Origin of the sequence: Ramlibacter sp. (assembly GCF_028291745.1) — a bacterium.
Lineage (GTDB): Bacteria > Pseudomonadota > Gammaproteobacteria > Burkholderiales > Burkholderiaceae_C > Ramlibacter.
On sequence record NZ_JAQGNQ010000068.1, the window covers coordinates 25,662 to 45,727 of the forward strand.

17 protein-coding genes are annotated in these 20,066 nt (G+C 67.5%); 8 read left to right on the forward strand and 9 right to left on the reverse strand.

What is annotated here, in order from left to right; translation table 11 throughout:
* Positions 1 to 9: 9 nt before the first annotated feature.
* The 4 genes from JWP60_RS12480 to JWP60_RS12495 are packed head-to-tail and all read left to right on the forward strand — an operon-like array spanning position 10 to position 5,478.
* Complete coding sequence (locus JWP60_RS12480) at positions 10 to 798, forward strand: IclR family transcriptional regulator (protein ID WP_299791421.1); 789 nt, start codon at positions 10 to 12, stop codon at positions 796 to 798.
* Between the two features lie 29 nt (positions 799 to 827).
* Positions 828 to 2,081 (forward strand): hypothetical protein, encoded by a 1,254-nt coding sequence (locus tag JWP60_RS12485; protein ID WP_299791424.1) that lies wholly within the window; start codon positions 828 to 830, stop codon positions 2,079 to 2,081.
* Positions 2,081 to 3,166, forward strand: a complete 1,086-nt coding sequence (locus tag JWP60_RS12490; RefSeq protein ID WP_299791426.1) for a GTP-binding protein — start codon at positions 2,081 to 2,083, stop codon at positions 3,164 to 3,166. The genes JWP60_RS12485 and JWP60_RS12490 overlap by 1 nt, the downstream gene beginning before the upstream one ends.
* Positions 3,163 to 5,478: a tripartite tricarboxylate transporter substrate-binding protein gene (locus JWP60_RS12495; protein WP_299791429.1), complete on the forward strand. Its 2,316-nt coding sequence runs from the start codon at positions 3,163 to 3,165 to the stop codon at positions 5,476 to 5,478. Before JWP60_RS12490 ends, JWP60_RS12495 begins: the two co-directional genes overlap by 4 nt.
* Positions 5,479 to 5,553: 75 nt before the next feature.
* Here the strand turns inward: JWP60_RS12495 and JWP60_RS12500 are convergent, their stop codons facing one another.
* Together JWP60_RS12500 and metE are read right to left on the reverse strand one after the other, a co-directional pair.
* Positions 5,554 to 6,306 carry a cupin domain-containing protein gene (locus JWP60_RS12500; RefSeq protein ID WP_299791432.1) on the reverse strand — a complete coding sequence of 251 codons (753 nt, stop codon included), beginning with the start codon at positions 6,304 to 6,306 and terminating at the stop codon, positions 5,554 to 5,556.
* 107 nt (positions 6,307 to 6,413) lie between these two features.
* A complete protein-coding gene (gene metE, locus JWP60_RS12505; RefSeq protein ID WP_299791435.1) occupies positions 6,414 to 8,705 on the reverse strand; it encodes a 5-methyltetrahydropteroyltriglutamate--homocysteine S-methyltransferase in 2,292 nt (763 codons plus the stop codon).
* Between the two features lie 78 nt (positions 8,706 to 8,783).
* On the opposite strand from metE, the gene JWP60_RS12510 reads away from it, so the two are divergent.
* Positions 8,784 to 9,674 (forward strand): LysR family transcriptional regulator, encoded by an 891-nt coding sequence (locus tag JWP60_RS12510; protein WP_299791438.1) that lies wholly within the window; start codon positions 8,784 to 8,786, stop codon positions 9,672 to 9,674.
* Between the two features lie 74 nt (positions 9,675 to 9,748).
* Here the strand turns inward: JWP60_RS12510 and JWP60_RS12515 are convergent, their stop codons facing one another.
* From JWP60_RS12515 to JWP60_RS12525, 3 genes are all read right to left on the reverse strand, one after another.
* Positions 9,749 to 10,636 carry a tripartite tricarboxylate transporter substrate binding protein gene (locus JWP60_RS12515; RefSeq protein ID WP_299791441.1) on the reverse strand — a complete coding sequence of 296 codons (888 nt, stop codon included), beginning with the start codon at positions 10,634 to 10,636 and terminating at the stop codon, positions 9,749 to 9,751.
* Positions 10,637 to 10,795: 159 nt separating this feature from the next.
* Positions 10,796 to 11,839: an Ldh family oxidoreductase gene (locus JWP60_RS12520; protein WP_299791444.1), complete on the reverse strand. Its 1,044-nt coding sequence runs from the start codon at positions 11,837 to 11,839 to the stop codon at positions 10,796 to 10,798.
* A 340-nt stretch (positions 11,840 to 12,179) separates the two neighbouring features.
* Positions 12,180 to 12,647 carry a hypothetical protein gene (locus JWP60_RS12525; protein ID WP_299791447.1) on the reverse strand — a complete coding sequence of 156 codons (468 nt, stop codon included), beginning with the start codon at positions 12,645 to 12,647 and terminating at the stop codon, positions 12,180 to 12,182.
* A gap of 318 nt (positions 12,648 to 12,965) precedes the next feature.
* Between JWP60_RS12525 and JWP60_RS12530 the strand changes: the two genes are divergently transcribed.
* Positions 12,966 to 13,451 carry a hypothetical protein gene (locus JWP60_RS12530; protein WP_299791450.1) on the forward strand — a complete coding sequence of 162 codons (486 nt, stop codon included), beginning with the start codon at positions 12,966 to 12,968 and terminating at the stop codon, positions 13,449 to 13,451.
* 1 nt (position 13,452) lies between these two features.
* On the opposite strand, the gene JWP60_RS12535 is transcribed toward JWP60_RS12530, so the two are convergent.
* The 3 genes from JWP60_RS12535 to JWP60_RS12545 form a co-directional block, all read right to left on the reverse strand.
* Entirely contained in the window at positions 13,453 to 14,394 is a 942-nt protein-coding gene (locus JWP60_RS12535; RefSeq protein ID WP_299791453.1) for a LysR family transcriptional regulator, read from the reverse strand.
* A gap of 149 nt (positions 14,395 to 14,543) precedes the next feature.
* Positions 14,544 to 16,226: a thiamine pyrophosphate-binding protein gene (locus JWP60_RS12540; protein WP_299791456.1), complete on the reverse strand. Its 1,683-nt coding sequence runs from the start codon at positions 16,224 to 16,226 to the stop codon at positions 14,544 to 14,546.
* 18 nt (positions 16,227 to 16,244) lie between these two features.
* Positions 16,245 to 17,210 carry a tripartite tricarboxylate transporter substrate binding protein gene (locus tag JWP60_RS12545; protein ID WP_299791459.1) on the reverse strand — a complete coding sequence of 322 codons (966 nt, stop codon included), beginning with the start codon at positions 17,208 to 17,210 and terminating at the stop codon, positions 16,245 to 16,247.
* A gap of 167 nt (positions 17,211 to 17,377) precedes the next feature.
* On the opposite strand from JWP60_RS12545, the gene JWP60_RS12550 reads away from it, so the two are divergent.
* Entirely contained in the window at positions 17,378 to 18,112 is a 735-nt protein-coding gene (locus JWP60_RS12550) for a dienelactone hydrolase family protein (protein WP_299791462.1), read from the forward strand.
* Between the two features lie 2 nt (positions 18,113 to 18,114).
* Here JWP60_RS12550 and JWP60_RS12555 read toward each other — a convergent pair whose 3' ends face one another.
* Positions 18,115 to 18,969 carry an IclR family transcriptional regulator C-terminal domain-containing protein gene (locus tag JWP60_RS12555; RefSeq protein ID WP_299791465.1) on the reverse strand — a complete coding sequence of 285 codons (855 nt, stop codon included), beginning with the start codon at positions 18,967 to 18,969 and terminating at the stop codon, positions 18,115 to 18,117.
* Between the two features lie 126 nt (positions 18,970 to 19,095).
* Here JWP60_RS12555 and JWP60_RS12560 point away from each other — a divergent pair, with 126 nt between their 5' ends.
* Positions 19,096 to 20,058: a tripartite tricarboxylate transporter substrate binding protein gene (locus JWP60_RS12560; protein ID WP_299791468.1), complete on the forward strand. Its 963-nt coding sequence runs from the start codon at positions 19,096 to 19,098 to the stop codon at positions 20,056 to 20,058.
* The last annotated feature ends 8 nt before the right edge of the window (positions 20,059 to 20,066 follow it).

Sequence of the window (20,066 nt, forward strand, 5' to 3'; positions counted from 1 at the left end):
GGCCGACCGATGCACAGCCTCCAGCGGCCCGCGTCCACGGATGTCCCGGGCACGCAGACCATCAGCCGGGCCATCCGCGTCCTGCAGGTGATCGCCGCGCACGCGCCCGGCGGCTTGCGGCTGGTCGACGTGGCGCGCGAGATGGGGCTGGAGCGGCCCACGGCGCATCGCCTGCTCAAGGCCCTCGCCTGCGAAGGCATGCTGGAGCAGCATGCGCGCACCCGCCGCTACAGCCTCGGCCCCTTGCTGTTCGAGCTCGGGATCTCGGCCACCCACCAGTTCAACCTCAAGGACGTGTGCGAGCCGGTGGTCGCGCAACTGGCGGAGGCGACCGGCGACACCACCTTTCTCTTCCTGCGCAGCGGTCTCGACGCCGTCTGCATCCTGCGCGTGCAGGGGGGCTACCCGATCCAGACGCCCTCGGTGCCCGTGGGTAGCCGCCAGCCCCTGGGCGTGAGCGCGGGCGGCCTGGCGCTGCTTGCCGCGCTGGCCGAAGAGGAGATCGCGGCCGTCATCAAGGCGGTGGCGCCGCGCCTCGGCGCGTACGGCGACCTGGAGGCCGACGACGTGCTGGAGCTGTGCGGCCTGGCCAAGCTTTCGGGCTACGCCGTGACGGGCAATCACGCCGTGCCGGGCGTGCGCGCCATCGGCCTGCCGATCTTCAATGCCGCCGGGAATCCGATCGCCGCCGTCACCGTGGCGGCGACCCAGGGACGCATGACGGACCAGCGCATCGCGGCCATTCTGCCCCTGCTGCGCAGCGCCGCGCGCGAACTCACCCACCTGCTTCACCAGTGACCGACCGGATCGGCCACCAAGGAACAACCATGAAGACGTATGCAAGCCCCGGCCAGGCCGGGCGGGCCGACAAGACGCTGGCCCTGAACATGAAGCTGCTCGCGCAGCACGAGCTGCAGGGGTTCGGCGGCCTCGGCGAGGGCATCGCCATGCAGCAGTGCCGCGATGGCCGCCGCATCCTCTGGCTCGCGCACGAGGCCGCGCCGAAGAACTTCACCGGCGTCGACGTCACGGATCCGCGCGCGCCGCGGGTCATCGTGCAGACCGACCTGCCGCACATGCGTGTGCGCTCGAATTCGCTCGACGTGTCGGGTGACCTGATGGCGGTGGCCTACCAGTGCCAGGTGCCGGGGCTCACGCCGGCCGGGTTCGACCTGTTCGACATCAGCACGCCCGAGTCGCCGCGGCTGCTGTCGCACTTCGACTGCTCGGGTCCCCACTCGCGCGGCGTGCATGCCCTGTGGTTCGTCGACGGGCAGTACGTGCACCTGGCCTCCGGCGCGCCGGATTTCCAGCCGCACAACCCGCTGGATGACCAGTTCTACCGCATCATCGACGTGCGCGACCCCACGCGGCCGGTCGAGGCGGGCCGCTGGTGGCTGCCGGGCACGCGCGTGGGCGACGAGGCGCCGCCGCCGCCCCGCCTACCCGCCCAGTTCGATACGGGCTTTCGCGTGCACAACACCAATGTCTTTCCCGAGCGTCCCGACCGCGCCTATGTGGGCTACATCGACGGCGGCGCGGTGGTGCTCGACATCAGCGACATGGCGCGTCCGCGCGTGGTCTCCAGCTGGAACCATTCGCCGCCCTTCAACGGCTTCACGCACACGGTGCTGCCGCTGTTCGAGCGCAAGCTGTGGATCGTGAGCGACGAGTGCGTGCAGGACAACGGCGCGGACTGGCCCAAGCTGGTGTGGGTGCTCGATGCCCGCAGCGAGGCCAATCCCGTGCCGATCGGCACCTTCCCGGCGCCCCCGTTCGAGGCCTTTGCCAAACGCGGCGGCCGCTTCGGCGCGCACAACCTGCACGAGAACCTGCCGGGCCCTGCCTCGTTCCGTTCGGACACGATCATCGTCGGCACCTTCTTCAATGCCGGCGTGCGCGTCTACGACACCAGCAATCCCTACCAGGTGCAGGAGATCGCGTATTACGTGCCCGGTGCACCGCCCCTGTCGCCGGCCGGTGCGATCCAGCTCAATGACGTCTACGTGGACGAGCGGCGCATCGTGTACACGGTCGACCGCTTCTGCGGCGGCCTCTACATCCTCGAGATGGACATCTGATGCAGCCGCTTGCGCTTGCGCAGCACCGGGACGGGCCGGCCGGCCGCATCCCGGTCACGCTGGTCACGGGCTTCCTGGGCAGCGGAAAGACGACCTTGCTGTCGCACGTGCTGCGCCAGCCGGAGATGAACCGCGCCGCCGTGGTGATCAACGAGATCGGCGAGGTCGGCATCGACCATGAGCTGGTCGCCGTCTCGTCCGAGAACATCTCGGTGCTGGTCAACGGCTGCATCTGCTGCACGGTGCGCACCGACCTGCAGGAGACCTTGCGCGAGTTGTTCGGCCAGCGCCGCGCCGGCCAGGTTCCGGACTTCGACCGCGTGATCGTCGAGACCACCGGCCTGGCCGACCCGGCGCCGGTCGTGCAAACCCTGGTGAGCGACACGATGCTTGCCGCGCACTACCGGGTGGACGGGGTCGTGACGCTGGTGGATGCGGTGCACGGCCAGGGGCTGCTGCGCGACCAGCCCGAAGCCCGCAAGCAGGTGGCCCTGGCCGACCGCGTGCTGGTGAGCAAGTCGGACCTGGCGACACCGCAGCAACTGGCCGGTGTGCGAGCCGACATCGAATCCCTCAACCGCACGGCGAGCATCCACACGGTGCTGCACGGCCAGCTCGATCCGGCGCTTCTGGTCGGCATCGGGCTGGCCAGCGCGCGGGCGGGCGAGCACACGCTGCGCTTTCTCAACGAAGCCCCGGACCACCGGCTGCGGCCCTTCCCCGGCGGCGCGTCGCCGCACCTTGCGGACATCAGGACCTTCTCGCTGCGCATCGAGGAAGCATTCACCTGGGACGCGTTCGCTGCCGCCATGGACCTGCTCACCTCGGTGCGCGGCGCCGACCTCCTGCGCGCCAAGGGCATCGTCAACGTCGACGGCCAGCCGGTGGTCGTGCAGTGCGTGCAGCACATCTTCCATCCGGCCGTGCCGCTCGATCGCTGGCCGAGCGACGATCACGCCACCCGCCTGGTCTTCATCACGCGGCGCCTCGAGGAGCGGGTGATCCGCTCGCTCTTCGGGGCGGTGCGTGAGCTTGCGCCCTCCGGCGGCCAAGAGTCCGCCAGCCAACAACTTCGATCCTCATGACCCAAGCGTCCGGCGCTTCTCTGGTTCGCCCCCTGTTGCCGTTCGAGGCCGGTGCGGGCAAGTTGCCGCTGGCCGGCGGCATGCGCGGCGGCAACTGGGTGTTCGCCTCCGGACTGCTGCCATCGGCATTCGGCTCGCCGGCGCGGCCCTTGTCCGGCGAGCCGCAGTGGACCACGCAGTTTCGCTCCTTGTGGGCGCGCGCAGGGGAGGTCCTGCATGCCGGGGGCAGCGAGCTCTCGCGCATCGTGCGTGCCGACCAATTCTTCACGGATTGGCGTGCCGTCGCCTTCTTCCACGAGACCCGGCGCAACGCATGCGGAAGACATGTCCCGCCGAGCACGTCGGTGCTGGAGGCCGGGCTGCTGCTGCCCCGCGCCTCGGTTTCGATGAACCTGGTCGCCGCGGCAGCGGACGGGCCGGCAATCGTGCCGATCTTTCCCGAGGGCCTGGATCTGCCCGCGACCTCGTCCTTCGTTCCCGTCGTCCGCACAGCCGGCCTCGTGTTCGTCGCCGGCCTGATGGCGGCGTGGAAGGAAGGCGATCTTGGCGGCATCGCGCCCGAGGCCAAGGTGCCCGAGGGCCACCTCTGGAAGGGCAACCGCATCCAGCTCGAGACGGAGTATCTGATCCGCAGGAAGCTGAAGGTCGCGCTGGAGAGCGCAGGCTCTTCGTTGGACCGCGTGGTGAAGGCGGACGTGTTCCTGTCCGACCTGGGCGATGCGCCGGCCTTCAACCAGGTCTGGGCGCGCACCTTCGGCGCGAAGATTCCCGCGACCACCATCACGACGACGACGCAGCCCGGTTTCGCGATCGCGGATGCACGCATCGAGATCAACCTGGTCGCGGCCACCGACGAACTGCAGGCCGAGCGGATCGATGTTCCCGCTGCGGCGGCCAGCGTCTGCGATGGCTACCCCATCGCGATGCGCGCCGGGGATCTGCTGTTCTTCTCCGGACTGCTGGCGGCAGACGCCGATGGCCTGGTGCCGGCCGCCCGCGTCGATCCCTGCGAGCCCCATTTCGGACGCTCCATCGAGGGCGAGATGGAGTACCTGCGTCCGTTGCGGATGCAGCGTGCAAGTCGGCGGGCACCCGGCTGGAGAACGTGCTGCGCATCCAGCAGGCGCACACCAGCCTGGCCGACTTCTATCCGGCCTGCCGGCAGTGGCAGCAACGCCTGCCGGGGCTGCCGCTGCCGATTTCCGCCATCGAGGTCCCCGGTGAGTTGCTGGTGCCGGGATGCACCGTGCAACTCGATCTGGTGGTGTATGCACCGTGAACCCGCTTTCCCTCATCTTCCAGGAGCTCCCATGCATGCCAGTCCTGCGCTCGCAAGCGGCCGCCGCCGTGTCCTTTCCCGTTTGATGCTTGGTGCCGCCGCACTCGTGTACGGCTCCGCTGCCTGGAGCCAGGGCTATCCCAGCCGGCCGGTGCGGATCGTGGTTCCTTTCGCGGCCGGGGGCGGCTCGGACGTGGTCGCGCGCATCGTCGCGCAGGAGCTGGGAGGGCGCCTCGGCCAAGCCGTGGTGGTCGAGAATCGCACCGGTGCCGGCGGCAGCCTGGGCGCCGGGGAAGTGGCCCGCTCCGAGCCGAACGGCTACACCTTGCTGCTCGGATCTACCTCCGAGCTCGTGGAGTACCCGCTCCTCAACAGCCGCACGCCCTACGATCCGCGCAAGGCCTTCGTACCGATCGGCCTGATCGGGCGGGTGCCCATGGCCCTGATCGTGAGCAAGGACCTGCCGGCCAATTCCGTCGACGACCTGGTCAAGTACGCCAGGGCGAATCCCGGCAAGCTGAACTTCGGATCCGCGGGCACGGGAACCACGACGCACCTGGCGATGGAACTGTTCGCCTCCGCCACCGGAGTCAAGATGACGCACGTGCCCTACAAGGGCAGTGCCCTCGTGCTTCCCGACGTGCTGAATGGAAACCTGCAGGTCGCGATGCCGCTGTTGCCTAGCGTGCTGCCGTTCGCCAACGACAAGCGCCTGAAAATCCTCGCGGTGAGCACGGCCAGGCGATCGCCCGCTCTCGCGAACGTGCCGACCTTGCACGAGGCGGGGGTGAAGGATTTCGACGACGCGCTGTGGACCGGCCTGCTGGCGCCGGCGGGCACGCCGCCAGAGATCATCGCCAGGATCAACAAGGAACTCGTGGCGGTGCTGGCCACGCCCGCCGTGAGGGACGCCCTGTCCCGCCAGGGCACGGACGTGACGCCAAGCTCGCCCGAGCAGCTGGCAGGCAAGATCAGCTCGGATCTGGGATTCTGGGGCGCCCTGATCAAGGAGAAGGGCATCTCCGTCGAGTGAGGTCCCGTGCGCCGCTGCGCGTGCGAAGGGAGTTCATCACTCCTTCCGCAGTGGCGATCTCGAGGTGATGCTCTATCAGGCCTGCGCCTTCGCGGCAGCCATCTCGGCGCCGGTGTGGTACCAGCCGAGCATGCGCATCAGCGGTTCGTCCGAGACCCGCAGCAGGATGCTGTCCTCGTCGGCGACATGCTGCTGGTCCTGCCAGGCCGGGGCGGCGATCATGTCGCCGCGGCTCCAGGTGAACTCGCGCTCGCCGCTGCGCGAGCGGCCGCTGCCCTGCACCACCGTGAACACCTCGTTGGCGGTGCTGCGGTCGCGCGTCCAGGCCGCATCGCGCGCCAGTCGCACGGCCACGCGGTCGAAGCTCACCAGCGTGGCCGGCCCGAGCACCAGGGTCCGCACGCCGGGTGCGCACTCCGGCGCGTCCAGCAGCCGATGCGCATAGTCGCTGAACGCAATGCGCATGGGCGACCGAGCTTCGACGTGCGTGGCCGTCTCGTCCTTCTGCGGATGCTGCTGGAAGAACATCGGCCCGATCATCGCCGTCAGCGGCGCGTCGAGGAAGTCGATCCAGTAGGCGTCCTGCGTGCTCTCGTTGGAGTGGCCGTACCAGCACCAGTTGGGCGTGAGCAGCACGTCCCCCGGCAGCATGGGAATCTTGACGCCGTCGACGACGGTGTAGGTCTCCTGCGCGGCCTCGAGCACGATGCGCATCGCGTTGGGCGTGTGCCGGTGCGTATGAGCCTTTTCCCCGGCCTTCACCGGCAACTTCGGCAGCGACGACTTCTTCACCAAGGGCTTCACCAGGCTGGCCTGAGGAGAGATCAAGAACGCGGTCAATGAATGGCCTCCGAAGCCAAGGCCATCCGCGCCACAGCCACGACCTGATCGCCCAGGGGGTCTGGGCGAGGTCGTGCGGCGAGCCTGCTTGACCGTCAGGCCCCTGCCCGCAGGGCCTTGGCGGCCAACACCATGTTCGACAGCGCGGGCAGCACCTCTCCCCACTGGCGTGTCTTCAAGCCACAGTCCGGGTTCACCCAGAGCCGCTCCGCGGGGATGCGCTCGGCGGCCTTTTGCATCAGCTCGATGATGTGCTTCTGCGTCGGGATGTTCGGCGAGTGAATGTCGTAGACCCCGGGGCCAATCTCATTCGGGTACTTGAAGTTGTCGAACGCGTCGAGCAACTCCATGTTCGAGCGCGATGTCTCGATGGTGATCACGTCAGCATCCATCTCGGCAATCGACGCAATGATGTCGTTGAATTCCGAGTAGCACATGTGCGTGTGGATCTGCGTCTCGTCGCGCACCCCGTTGGCGGTGATGCGGAAGGACTCCACCGCCCAATCCAGGTAGTCCTTCCACTGCGACTTGCGCAGCGGCAAGCCTTCGCGCAGTGCCGCCTCGTCGATCTGAATCACGCGCACGCCCGCCTGCTCCAGGTCCAGGACCTCCTGCCGGATCGCCAGAGCCAGCTGCTTGCACGACGCCGAGCGTGGCTGGTCATCCCGCACGAAGGACCAGTTCAGAATGGTGACCGGTCCGGTCAGCATGCCCTTCATCGGCTTCTTCGTGAGCGACTGTGCGTAGGTGATCCACTCCACGGTCATCGGCCGCGGCCGCCGGATATCGCCGAACAGGATGGGCGGCTTCACGCAGCGCGAGCCGTAGGACTGCACCCAGCCGAAGTGGCTGAAGGCGTAGCCTGCCAGCTGCTCGCCGAAGTACTCGACCATGTCGTTGCGTTCGGCTTCGCCGTGCACCAGGACGTCCAGGCCCAGGGCCTCCTGCTCGCGCACGCTGCGCGCGATCTCCGCGTGCATCGCCGCCTTGTAGCCGGTTTCGTCGAGCCGTCCGGCCTTGAACTCGCTGCGGGCGTGGCGGATCTCGCCGGTCTGGGGGAAGGAGCCAATGGTGGTTGTGGGGTAGGCCGGCAGCTGCAGCACGGCCGCCTGCTTCGTCGCGCGGTTCTGGTAGGCGCTTTCGCGCCGGCCGAGCCGTGCGCTGATCTTGGCAACCGCTGCCTGCACGGCGGGATTGTTCACGCGCGGCGATGCGCGGCGGGCAGCGAGCGCCGACTGGTTGGCCGCCAGTTCCGCCAGGACCGCGTCGCGGCCTTCGCGCAACGCCCGGCCCAGCACCTTCAGTTCATCGAGCTTCTGCAGCGCGAACGCGAGCCACGACTTGACCTCGGCATCCAGCTTGTGCTCGCTTTCCAGGTCCACCGGCACGTGCAACAGCGAGCACGAGGGCGAGATCCACAGGCGCTCACCGAGGCGCTGTGCCAGTGGCTCCAGCCAGTCCAGAACGGCGGCGAGGTCCGTCTTCCACACGTTGCGGCCGTTGATGACGCCCAGCGAGAGCACCTTGTGCCCGGGCAGCAGGTTCAGCAGGGCCAGGATGTCGTCGCGCCCATTGATGGCATCCACGTGCAGGCCGGCGACCGGCAAGTTGGCGGCCAGGTATTGATTCTCCAGCAGCTGGCCGAAGTAGGTCGCCAGCAGCAGCTTGACCCGGCAGCCCTTGAGCTGGTGGTAGGCATCGTTGAAAGCGTGCTGCCAGTCCGCAGCCAGTTCGGTGACGAGCAGCGGCTCGTCCACCTGCACCCACTCGACACCTTGCGCAGCGAGCGTGTCCAGCAGTTCGGCATAAGCGGGCAGCAGGCGGGGCAGCAATGCCAGTTTGTCCGAGTCGTCCCTGGCCTTGCCGATCGCGAGGTAGGTGACCGGACCAACGATCACTGGTTTGGCTTTCACGCCTTGGGCCTTCGCTTCGGCCAACTGCTCCAGCAGCCGCGAGGCATCGAGTTGGAACTGCGTTTGCGCGCTGAACTCGGGGACGATGTAGTGGTAGTTGGTATCGAACCACTTGGTCATCTCGCCGGCCGCGATGCCGCCGCAGCAGGCGGCGTGCTCCTGCGTGGCTTGCCCAGAGCGGCCGCGTGCAAGCCGGAAGTAGTTGTCCAGCGGATCGCCATGGAAGCCGCGCACGCGCTCGGGCAGGTTGCCCAACATGAAGCTCATGTCCAGCACCTGGTCGTACAACGAGAAATCGCCGACCGGCACGAGGTCGAGGCCGGCCTGCTGCTCCCAGTGGCGCTTGCGAAGTTCGGCGCCGAGGTCCGTCAGCGCGTCGCGCGAGGACTCGCCCTTCCAGTAGGACTCCAGTGCGAACTTCAGCTCGCGACGGGCGCCGATGCGGGGAAAACCGAGGTTGTGGATCATCGTCATGGAGGCGGATCGTAGGAACACAAACGCATGAAGTAAAATGGTTTTTCCTCACGTATCCATGAGCGGAATTTATCGACTATGCTGGAGCGCATCCACCTTGCCGTGCTGCGGGAAGTGGAGAAGCAGGGTTCCCTCACTGCTGCCGCCGACGTACTCTGCGTGACGCAGTCGGCCCTGAGCCACAGCATGAAGAAGCTCGAGCAGCAGCTCGGCACGAACGTCTGGCTGCGCGAAGGCCGCAGCCTGCGCTTGACGCAGGCTGGCCAATACCTGCTGGGGGTGGCGCATCGCGTGTTGCCGCAGCTGGAATTGGCAGAAGAGCGGCTGCGCCAGTTTGCGCAGGGCGAGTGCGGGTCTCTGCGCATCGGTATGGAGTGCCACCCCTGCTACCAGTGGCTGTTGAAGATCGTGTCGCCCTACCTCGCAGCCTGGCCCGGCGTCGACGTCGACGTGAAGCAGAAATTCCAGTTCGGCGGCATCGGTGCGCTCTTCGGCTATGAGATCGACCTGCTGGTGACGCCCGATCCGCTCTTCAAGCCCGGCCTTCGCTTCGAACCGGTGTTCGACTACGAGCAGGTGCTGGTCGTCGCTCGGGGCCACGCGCTGGCGAAAGCCGCTTACGTGAAGCCCAAGGACCTGGAGCGAGAGGTGCTCATCACCTACCCGGTCGCCACCGACCGCCTCGACGTCTACAACCAGTTCCTGCTGCCCGCGGGCATCACGCCCAAGCGGCACAAACCGATCGAGACGACCGACATCATGCTGCAGATGGTGGCCAGCGGCCGCGGCGTGGCTGCCCTGCCCCGCTGGCTGGTGGAAGAGTCCGCCGGCAGGTTCGACATCGTTCCCGTGCGCCTGGGCCCGCGCGGCATCGCCAAGCAGATCCACCTCGGAATGCGCGAAAGCGATGCCGCCATCGACTATCTGCGGGCCTTCGTCGAGATTGCCCGCAACTCGCGTCAGCTATAGCGCCTCCCCAGCGCGCCCATTCGGGCTTGCCGACCTGCACCGGGCCGCTGGAGCGGTGCGCTCGAGTGCTGCGCTCACTCCACCTTGCCGATGCGCTGGACCGCTGCCTTGATCCGTGCGAAGTCCTTGTCCAGGAACTCGTTGAACGCGGGCGCGTCGCGGTAGTCCACCAGTGCCCCCGCGCCGGACATGCGCTGAGCGAAGGCAGGGTCTTGCTGCACCGCCTGCGCGATGTCCGCACGGATCCTGCGGGTCAGCGCCTCCGGTGTCTTCGCCGGTGCGAACACCCCGATCCAGAGATAGAACTCGGCCCCGTTGTAGCCGAGCTCGACGGATGTGGGAACGTCTGGCAGCGATGGGTGTCGCCTGGCACCTGTTTGCACCAGAGGCCTGAGTGCGCCGCTCTTGATGTACGGCGCCACGGCCGCCGGCACGCTGGCCGTCAGCGCTACTTCCCCCGCCAGCACGGCCATGATGGACGGACCACCACCCTTGTACGGGATGTGGCGCAGCTTGATTCCCGCGCTGTGGGCCACCATCTCGATCGGCAGATGCGAGGCGCCGTACACGCCCGACGAGCCATAGGAGATGGCATCCGGCCGCTTCTTCGCATCGGCGACCAGATCCTGGAATGTCTTCCAGGGCGCGTCCGCCTTCACGACGAGCACCGTCGGATCGGACACGAGCAGCGCCAGCGGCTGGAAGTCCGAGCGCTCGTACGGCGGGGGGCGGTCGAACATCCGCTCCGACTCCGGCAGCGACAGCAGGCCCGGGTTGGTGACCAGCAGCGTGTAGCCGTCCGGTGCCGCGCGCTTGACATACCCCGCGCCGATGCCGCCGCCTGCCCCCGCGCGGTTGTTGATCACGACCGGCTGCTTCCACACCTTGCCAAGGCCTTCGCCGAGGAAACGTGCCGGGGCATCGGCTGCTCCGCCGGGTGGGAACGGCACGGTCAGGTCCACCGGCCGCGCGGGAAAGTCCTGCGCGCCTACCGCGCTCGTCGCCAGCAGCAGCGCGCAGGCCGCGACCTTCCAGTACCTGTTCAACGCGTACATCCAGCCTCCGTGATCGATGTCGAAACTTTCGTGCTCCCGTCGCCAGCGCGTGTCATCACGCTTTCCTCAGTCGGGCAGCACCGGAAACCCCTTCATGTCGACGCCCAGGGTCCCCGCCACATCGGACAGCGCGCCCCAGGTATCCGCCGGGAGGCGGATGCCGGCCTCAAGCCGCTGCTGGCGCGCGCGGTGCTCCGGCTCCCCGGGCACCAGCACCTCCTCGAAGCCCGGTGCCGGCGGCACGGACTTGATGCGATCCAGCGTTGCCGCCATCGCCTTCGCGTACTCCTCGAATGGCCGGAACACGGTGGCTTCCACCGCGAAGATGAAGATGCCGCTGCGCTTGGTGACCCCGGGGAAGGCGTCGGCGCCCGCCAGAGGTCCGCTCAGGAGTTCGGCGATCACCGCCAGTGCGTAGCCCTTGTGTCCGCCGAAGGGCAGCAGGAAGCCGCCGTCAAGGAATGCCGAGGGATCGCGCGAGGGCTTGCCGTCCCGGTCGCAGATGACGTCCGGGGGCAGCAATTCGTGCCTGGCCTTCGCCACCTTGACCTTGCCGGCCGCTATGGCCGACGTGGCGATGTCCAGCGTGACCGGCGCACCGCCGGGATTCGGAATGGAGAATGCGATCGGATTGGTGCCGAGCACGGCGGCCGCGCCGCCATAAGGCGCCGTCATCGGCCGGTCCACGGTGCCGATGGCCATGAACATGACCACCCCCTGGCGGGCGGCACGGTCCGTGAACGCCGCCAGGCGCCCCGTATGGGCGGCCTGAACGACGGACACCGCCGCCACCTTGTGCTGCTTCGCCTTGGCGATCGCGAGGTCGGCAGCGAACGCGCCAGTCACCTGCCCCAGTGCCCAGTTTCCGGTGACCAGCGCGGTGGTGTCTGTCTCGGAGATCACGACCGGTCGGGCCGCAGGCACGATCTCGCCGTCGTGGATGCTGCGGATGTACTCCGGGATGCGCAGCACGCCGTGCGAATCGTGACCGGCGAGATTGTTTTCGACCAGCACCTGCGCGACGCGATCCGCAAGGTCGGCGGGCGCGCCCGCCCTTTCGAAAATGGCGCGCGTGAGTCGCTCCAGGGCATCCTTGGTCAAGACGGGCATCGGGTTCTCTCCGCTGCGTGGAAAAGGGCACTGCGACCGGCGGTAACCGGGGCGGCGCTGGTGGATCAGCACAGTTGATCGGACGATCAACAGCCGACAGTCTGAAGCAGCGGAGATTCGGGCGCATTGGGGATGCTCCGGATTGCGCCAAGCGGGCCGCACAGCGTCTCGCGGCAGGAAGCCGGCACATCGGCAACCAGGCTTGGATGGCCGCCCGAGGACGGCTTCGGGCCGATCGCGCGACGGCCAGGCCAACGAATCTGAGTCCGGTTTTCATGAACATCTCCTTTTTTCGACTTCTTCCAGTTGGGTGCTGGCGAAGAGCAAAGGTCCGCGCCAATCACGGCAAGGCTTGCACCCCTAAGCACGCCGTGCTTCCTCGGCGCAGCAGGTGAAGAACACCGCGAACGACGTGGAGATCGCGATCGATTGGCGTGCGTTGGTATGGCCGGCGGAAGGCGACCAGCTCCGACCCGCGTTGGAATGGCTTCAGATGCTTCGAGCACACGCGCCCAGACACCTCCCAAAGCGTGGCAAGCGCCTGGGCGACCGGCTCGCCGTATCGCCGCGACGACGCCCGGCGATACACGTCCTTGGGTGCTGTTCCCAGCAGCCGGATGGCGTTCTTGCGGTGATACCCCGTCGTCGCGACGAACTCGTCCAGGATCGCGCCGCGATCACCTTGTGGACTGACGCGGTAGCGCGCGCCAACCGCCTGGACCAACTCTTTGCGAGTTCCCATGCTGATCTTCCTCATGGTCAGATGCTCGCCGAGCCATCCGTGCCCGTCGAGTGACATGAGGCTCATGGCGTACTTAGCCCCTCCACTAGCAATCACCGTGAGTCAATGCGGGGGTCAAATTCTGATGTCGCTTGACACCCTGGACCAAAGGGAGGCTTTGTCCCGCACACGGGCGGCTTCCCGGGTGCGATGAATCGCTCCTCTCCCCTCTGTCTTCTCGGCGGCGTCGCTCGATCGACAGCGCGGGCGTGCGTGCCCCTGGCTCACCTGCGCGGCGCGATGTTCTGCACATCACGATTACGCATGCGCCCATCCCGCGCGATGCATGGCGCTGGCCCGCGCGCGAACCTAAGATCGCGGCGTTTCACTCAGCCAGGATACGCAATGACCAAGCAATACCGGATGCCCATCGTCCACTGCACGCCCGAACAGATGGACAAGCGCGTGGCCCGATTCGACCAGCTGAAGTACCCCCCCAACCGTTATCACGACAGCCAGCTTGCCGGCCATGCACGCAAGAACTTCCTCGTGGTGGGCACCGGTCTGGTCGCGGAGGGTGCCTCGGATCCCTGGTCGGCGATCCCGGTCAAGGAAGGCTTCCAGATGTCTTACATCAAGGCGGTGCCGGGCAACGGTCCCATGCTGCACAACCACGACACCAATGAAACGTTCATCTGCCTCGAAGGCAAGTGGATGGTGATCTGGGGCCAACATGCCGAGCACTCCGTGCTGTTGAACAAGTACGACGTCTGCTCCATTCCGCCGTACGTGCCTCGTCGCTTCGAGTGCGTTGAGGCGGCCCCGGGCCAAGAGGAAGGCCTGCTGCAATCCATCCAGCCGGGCGACAAGCCCGAGGTGGAATGGATCTGAGCTAGTCCGGGCGGGCACTGGGCGCTTGCGCGGCCAGCTTGCCTGCCACGTCGCGCACCACCTGGCGCAGCCACTTGTGCGGCGGGTTCTGGTGCATGCGGTCGTGCCAATACATTCCCACTCGCACCTCGGCCAGCGCAAGTGGCGGCGGGAAGGTCTGCAACCCCAGCAAGGGGGCGAAGCGATCCGCGATGCCCACGGGAATGGTCGCCAGGAAGTCCGTGCGCGACACGACCGCCGGCACCGCAATGGCCGAGGGCAGCCACACGCCCATTCTGCGTTCGCGTCCGAGCTGCTGCAGCGCGGCGTCCACGGCGACCTCGATCGAGGAGCCGCCGCGCCCCAGCTTGTGGCCTGCATGCGGCCACCGCAGGAACGCGTCAAGCGTCAGTTCGCCGTTCAGAGGATGCGACCGGGCCGCGATGACCGTCAGCTTCTGCGCCCACAGCGCACTGGAGCGCAAGCCTTCCGGCGCGGTGCGGGTGAAGCTCAGGAGCAGGTCGATCTCGCCTTCCTCCAGGGCCTGTCGTGCCCGCTGGAGTTCGGGAATGCGCACGCGCAACTGCACGCGCGGTGCCAGCTGGCGCATGCGCTCGATCAGCGAGGGCAGCAGCATGAAGGAGACGGATTCGCTCGCCGCCAGTTCGAACGTGAGTTCCGCGGTGCCTGGGTCGAACGGCTGATCGGCCACCAGTGCGCGGTCGATCGTGTCGATGGCGGCGCCAAGCGTGGCGGCGAGTTCCCGCGCGCGCTCGGTTGGCACCATGCCCTTTTCCGTGCGCACCAGCAGTGGGTCATTGAAGATCCCGCGCAGCCGGCGCAGGACGGCGCTCATGGCGGGCTGCGTGGAACCCATGCGCTCCGCGGCCTTGGTGACATGCGCCTCCTCGACGAAGGCGCGAAGGCAGCGCAGAAGGTAGATGTCCAGGTGCTTGTCGGGCATGGCAGGTGCGGCGCGGACGCCCCCTGCGGTTCCGTGCATGACCACGCGCAGGGCCGCGCGTGGGCTGCGGGCGTCCGACTCGCGGTCGCTGGTCGGCTGCGGCGATTCTACTGCCGGGGTGGCGCGGCCCCGCAGGTCCCCGCAGCCGCTCAAGCCGCAGGCGCCCAGGGGTCCGGCGCGCGACCGAGGAAATCCGTGGCGACGTCGACCACGGTCACCTTGTCTGCATTCATTGCCTCGTCCAGCGCGCCCCTCAACTGGCTTGTCTGCGTCACGCGGATGCCATTGGCGCCGAAGGAGCGCGCGATGGCGGCAAAGTCGGTGGACCGGAACGCAGCCAGCTCGCGCACCTGCTCCATCGGCATGCCGCGCGCCACCATGTTGCAGGCGTCCTGCCCGAAGCCCGAGTTGTTGTTGACGACAACCGTGATCGGCAGGTCGTAGCGCAGCGCCGTCTCCAGCTCCGCCAGATGGTAGTAGAAGGCGCCGTCGCCGTTGAAGCACACCACCTTGCGGTCCGGTGCTGCGCATTTCGCGCCAAGCGCCGCCGGGAAGGACCAGCCCAGCGACCCCGCCGCCCTCAGGTAGCCTTGGCCGGCGGTGAACTCCATGTGGGTCGACGTCCAGATCGCGGAGTAGCCGGTGTCTGCCACGACGATGCCGTCGTGGGGTAGCGCGCGGGTGATTTCCGCGCAGAGGCGCTCTACGCGGATGGGACTGCCGTCCGCAGTGCGCAGCGGTGCCACTTCCTGGCGCCACGCGGCCATCGCCAGCGTCGCCTGGCGGCCAAACGCTTCGTCGCTTCGGTAGTCGCCCAGCAGGTTGGCCAACGCCTCCAGGGCCAGCCTGGGATCGCCCACGACCGGAACTGCCTGCGGATAGACGCGCCCGACCTCGGTCGGGTCTGCATCGATCTGAACCAGCGCTTGATGCGTGGCAGGAATGCGCCACGCATGGGTGTTCTGGTCGCTCAGCTGCGCGCCCACCACGAGCACCACGTCCGCGTCATGCACGATCCGGTTGGTGACGAACATGCCATAGCTGCCGACCGTGCCGATGGCGAGCGCGTCCTCGGTTGGCAGGATGGCGCGGGCACCCACGGTGGTGGCGACCGGCGCGCCGATCTGGCGAGCGAGGGCGCACAACGCGGGGCCGGCCCCGGTCACCACCGCATCGCTGCCGGCCACGATCACCACCTTGCGGCCACCGCGCACCGCGGCGGCTGCTGCCTGCAGTTGGTAGTCGGCGGGCGCGAGCAGAGGCCTCTGAATGTTTCGCAGCAGGTCGGCGGGGACCGCACTGTCGTCCAGCGTTTCCTTCTCCAGGAATTCCGCCATCAGACCCGCGACGTCCAGGTGAACGGGACGAGGCGCCCCGGCCAGCGCGGTGCGCCAGGCGTTCGCCAGGAGCCGCGGCAGGTCGGCCGCGCGCGTCACGTTGCCTGAGTGCCGAGTGACCGCGGCAAACGCCTTGGCGTGGTCGATCTCCTGGTAGGCATTGCGGTCCTGCTCCGCCTGCGGCTTGCGACCGGTGATGGCGATCAGCGGCGTGCGCGCCAGCCAGGCGTCCTGCAGGCCGGCGGCGAGGTTGGCAGCCCCTACCGACTGCGCCCAGCACAGCCCGGGTTTGCCGGAAATGCGAGCGTAGCCGTCGGCCATGTACGCCGCTGCCTTTTCCGTGTGCGGCAGCACGGTGCGCACGCCCAGGCGGCGCAGCTCGTTGAGCGTGTCGCGCAGGATCGCTTCGAGGAAAAACACGTGGCTCACGCCCGCGTTCGCGATCTGTTCGGCCATCCAGAGGGATGCCTTCTTCGGCTGCGGCTGGTCGTTCATGGTGCGCGTCCGTCTCGTTCATTCGGCCTTGATGCCGGCTTCGGTGATCAGCCTGGACCACTTGCGCGCGTCCTTCTGCACCATCGTCTCGAACTCCTTGCCGTTGCCGGAAATGGGCACCATGCCGCGCGCGAACACCACTTTGCGGAACTCGGGGTCCTCCATCACCTCGCGCAGCGACTGGGTCAGCTTGTCGGCGACCGCGTTGGGCAGGCCCGCGGGTCCGACGATGCCGGCCCACGACGAAGCCTCGAAGCCGGGCACGCCCTGTTCCGCGATCGTCGGGATGTTCTTCTCCGACTCCAGCCGCGCCGGCTCCGAGACTCCGAGACCGACGACCTTGCCGCTGTTCACGAAGTCCATGATCGACGGACCCGAACCGAAGGTGAAGGTCACTTCTCCACCCATCAGCGCCACGGCGGCCGGGCCGCTGCCCCGGTACGCGACGTGCGTCATCTGCGTGCCGGTGGCGTGCGCGAGCAGTGCTCCGGCCAGGTGCGTGCTGTTGCCGATGCCGGCGGAGCTGTAGGTGACCTTGCCCGGTTCGGCCTTTGCCTTGGCGATCAGTTGTGCCACCGTCTTGACGCCGGAGTTCGGCGCCACCGCCAGGAACAGCGGGAACTTCACCATCGGGCCGATGTACGTGAAGTCTTTCGCCGGGTCGTAGGTGATGCCCTTCATGAGGAACGGGTTCACGTCGAGCGGACCAGAGGGGATGGTGGCGAGCGTGTAGCCGTCGGGCTTGGCCTGCTTCAACATCACCACGCCGATCGAGCCGTTGGCGCCTCCCTTGTTGTCTACCAGCACTGGCACCTTCAGCTTGCCTTCCAGCTGCCTGGCAACCAGGCGGCTGATCACGTCGTTGCCGCCACCGGGCGCATACGGGACGATCAGGTGGATGGACTGCGACGGCCACGCGTCGGCGACGGCGACGCTGCTCGCCGCCAGCGCCAGCAGCGCAGCGATCATGTTCTTGGCTTGCACGGGATTTGTCTCCTCGGGGGGAATGCGTGCGCGCGGGCGCCGCCGCGGTGCGGGGCGCTGGGCGCATCGAGGGGCCAAGTATCAGAAGTTGGCGGGCCCTGCGCCATGTCTGATGGCTTATGCCCACATCGCCCACTGGCATGCCGCGCGGGCCAACAATGCAGGGCATGAGCACTTCCTCCGGACACCCGCGCCAGTTTCAAGCCGTGGAACAGCGCTTCTCGATCCAGGCACAGGACCGCCGCGTCCCGGCCGTGACCTGGATCCCCGCCGGTGCGTCCGGCCCCCGGCCCCTGGTGTTGATAGGACATGGCGGCAGCGGCCACAAGACTTCGCAGCTGGTGCTGGATGCGGCGATGCCGCTGGTGCAGGTGCATGGCTTCGTGGTGGCCGCGATCGACGGGCCCGTGCACGGGGACCGTCGCGCGTCGCTCGACGCTGGGGCGGCCGTGCGCGACGAGTTCCGCGCGCTGTGGGCGGCGGGGGGCTCCGTCGACTCCATGATCGCGGACTGGCGCGCCACCCTGGATCATCTGTGCACGCTGCCCGAGGTCGATCCCCAGGCGATCGGCTGGTACGGAATCTCGATGGGAACGGCGTATGGGCTGCCCTTCGTGGCCTGCGAGCCGCGCATCCGGGCGGCCGTGTTGGGGATGTGGGGCACCAGCCGCGTCAACAGCGGCCGGCTGGTGGAGGATGCCCGCCGCGTCACCATCCCCGTGCTCTTCCAGCAAAAGAGCGAAGACGAATTCTTCACGTCCGAAGGACAGGTGGAAATCTACGAGGCGCTCGCCAGCCGCGAAAAGCAGCTGGCCGTGTATGCCGGCGGGCACACCGACCCAGTGGGGACGCAACTGCTGGACCTGGTCGGCTTTCTCGCTTCGCAGCTGCAGCAGGACTGACCTCAGCTCTGCGCATCAACCGAAAAGGGGTCCGCGGGTGCCGCCAGTTCCAGGCAATCCAATCCGTTTTCGATGTCGTGCGCAGCGCAGCGGATGGCCTCGAGGTGCCGACGCGCGGCCAGCTGCGGAGTCAGTGCCGAAGCGATGAAGGTGATGCTCAGGCACCCCACGATACGTCGGCCCAGCTGGATGGGAACCGCGATCGCGCCGGTTCGTTCCACCACCTCCTCCTGCCGCTCTCCATAGCCGCGACGGCGCGTGTTCGCGATCAGATTGACTACCCATTGGGCATCGCGGGCGCCTGCATCATCCGGATGCTCGCTCGCCCGCAGGTTCTCCAGGATCAACTGCTGCTCGCTCACAGGGCACCACGCCAGGTACGCGCGCCCGGCCGCCGAGCGGAGCATCGGCAGGCGCATCCCCACCGTGACACGGTCGATGGTCATGGGACTGGCGAGCCGCGTGGTCTCGCGCAAGTACATCGCGTTGCCGTGGAACGTCGACAGGTCGGTGGGCCAAACGACCTGCTCCTGCAGATGCTTGATGACCGGCGTGGCGACGGTGCGGAGCCAGTCCTCGTCCTTGAAGCCTTCGCTCAGGGAGCGCACGAGCGGCGTCAACTCATACTTGTCACTGCCCGGCCGCCTGACGACATAGCCTTGGTCACAAAGTGCTGCGAGAAATCGGTACAGGGCCGGCCGCGAGATGTCCGTGGCCAGGGCGAGCTGACTGACCGTGACCCGGTTGTTCCGGTTCAATGCCGCGAGCACGTCCAGCGTCCGCGCGGCGCCACGCATGGACTTGCCGGGCTCGCGGGACGCACGGTCAGCTGAAGAGGCAGAGGTGTGGGGGGCCATGGAAGCGTCCGCTCGGCGGACAGACCCAATCAAGTTCTTGAGCGAAGCCGCGGACCGGCCTATCGTACTTGCGCCAGCCGGTGCTGGAACCAACGAGAACACGGAGACAACGCCATGAGACGGCTATTGATCAATTTCCTTGCGGCCCTGCTTGCGGTTCTTACCACAGCGGCCTTTGCGCAGACCGCGTATCCCACCAAGCCGGTCCGTCTGATCGTGCCTTACCCACCCGGCGGCGCGACGGACTTCTTCGCACGGACGGTGTTCGGCAAGGTCGGCGAGGTCCTGGGTCAGCCGGTGGTCATCGACAACAAGCCCGGAGCAGGCACCACCATCGGCTCCGAACTGGTGGCAAACAGCGCGCCGGACGGATACACCCTCTTGATCGGGGACGTGGGCACGTATGCCTTGAATACCTCGCTGTACAAGAAGCTGCGCTACGACCCGCAAAAGGCATTCGCGCCGATCAGCCTGACCGGCCGCTTCCCGCTGCTGCTGCTCGTCAACCCTTCCACGTTGCCGGTCAGGAACATGGCGGAGTTCCTGGCGTACGCGAAGAGCAATCCGGGAAAGATCAACTACGCGGCGCCCGGCCCCGGCAGCCCCTTGCATGTGGCGATGGAGCTGTTGAAGCAACAGGCAGACCTCGACATGGTCGCCGTGCCTTACAAGGGTGGCGCCGACGCCGCGCACGATCTCCTCTCCGGCCAGGTCCAGGTCATGTTCCTGGACATCGCCACCGCCCAGGCGCAGCTCAAGGGCGGAAAGCTGAGGGCGCTCGCCATCGCCAGCGACAAGCGCCGCCCGGCGTTCCCAGACCTGCCTACCGTCATCGAATCCGGTGTCCCCGGCGTGGAGGTCTACGCCTGGCAGGGTTTCGTCGCGCCCGCAGGCACGCCGCGCGAAGTGATCGCGAAGCTCAATTCCGCCTTTGCGACTGCCATGCAGGATCCGGGCGTCAAGCAGCGCTTGGCCGAAGCCGAGGTCGAACCGCTGACGGGGACACCGGAGGAGTTTTCCAGGTACATGGCAAGCGAAACAGCGCGCTGGGCGCGTGTGATCAAGGCCAGCAACATCTCACTGCAGTGAGCAAGTAA

Excerpts from the sequence above, each read along its gene's own strand:
- JWP60_RS12480 (WP_299791421.1), top strand. The coding sequence starts at position 10 with ATGCACAGCCTCCAGCGGCCCGCGTCCACGGATGTCCCGGGCACGCAG.
- JWP60_RS12485 (WP_299791424.1), top strand. The coding sequence starts at position 828 with ATGAAGACGTATGCAAGCCCCGGCCAGGCCGGGCGGGCCGACAAGACG.
- JWP60_RS12490 (WP_299791426.1), top strand. The coding sequence starts at position 2,081 with ATGCAGCCGCTTGCGCTTGCGCAGCACCGGGACGGGCCGGCCGGCCGC.
- JWP60_RS12495 (WP_299791429.1), top strand. The coding sequence starts at position 3,163 with ATGACCCAAGCGTCCGGCGCTTCTCTGGTTCGCCCCCTGTTGCCGTTC.
- metE (WP_299791435.1), bottom strand. The coding sequence starts at position 8,705 with ATGACGATGATCCACAACCTCGGTTTTCCCCGCATCGGCGCCCGTCGC.
- JWP60_RS12510 (WP_299791438.1), top strand. The coding sequence starts at position 8,784 with ATGCTGGAGCGCATCCACCTTGCCGTGCTGCGGGAAGTGGAGAAGCAG.
- JWP60_RS12520 (WP_299791444.1), bottom strand. The coding sequence starts at position 11,839 with ATGCCCGTCTTGACCAAGGATGCCCTGGAGCGACTCACGCGCGCCATT.
- JWP60_RS12525 (WP_299791447.1), bottom strand. The coding sequence starts at position 12,647 with ATGAGCCTCATGTCACTCGACGGGCACGGATGGCTCGGCGAGCATCTG.
- JWP60_RS12530 (WP_299791450.1), top strand. The coding sequence starts at position 12,966 with ATGACCAAGCAATACCGGATGCCCATCGTCCACTGCACGCCCGAACAG.
- JWP60_RS12535 (WP_299791453.1), bottom strand. The coding sequence starts at position 14,394 with ATGCCCGACAAGCACCTGGACATCTACCTTCTGCGCTGCCTTCGCGCC.
- JWP60_RS12540 (WP_299791456.1), bottom strand. The coding sequence starts at position 16,226 with ATGAACGACCAGCCGCAGCCGAAGAAGGCATCCCTCTGGATGGCCGAA.
- JWP60_RS12550 (WP_299791462.1), top strand. The coding sequence starts at position 17,378 with ATGAGCACTTCCTCCGGACACCCGCGCCAGTTTCAAGCCGTGGAACAG.
- JWP60_RS12555 (WP_299791465.1), bottom strand. The coding sequence starts at position 18,969 with ATGGCCCCCCACACCTCTGCCTCTTCAGCTGACCGTGCGTCCCGCGAG.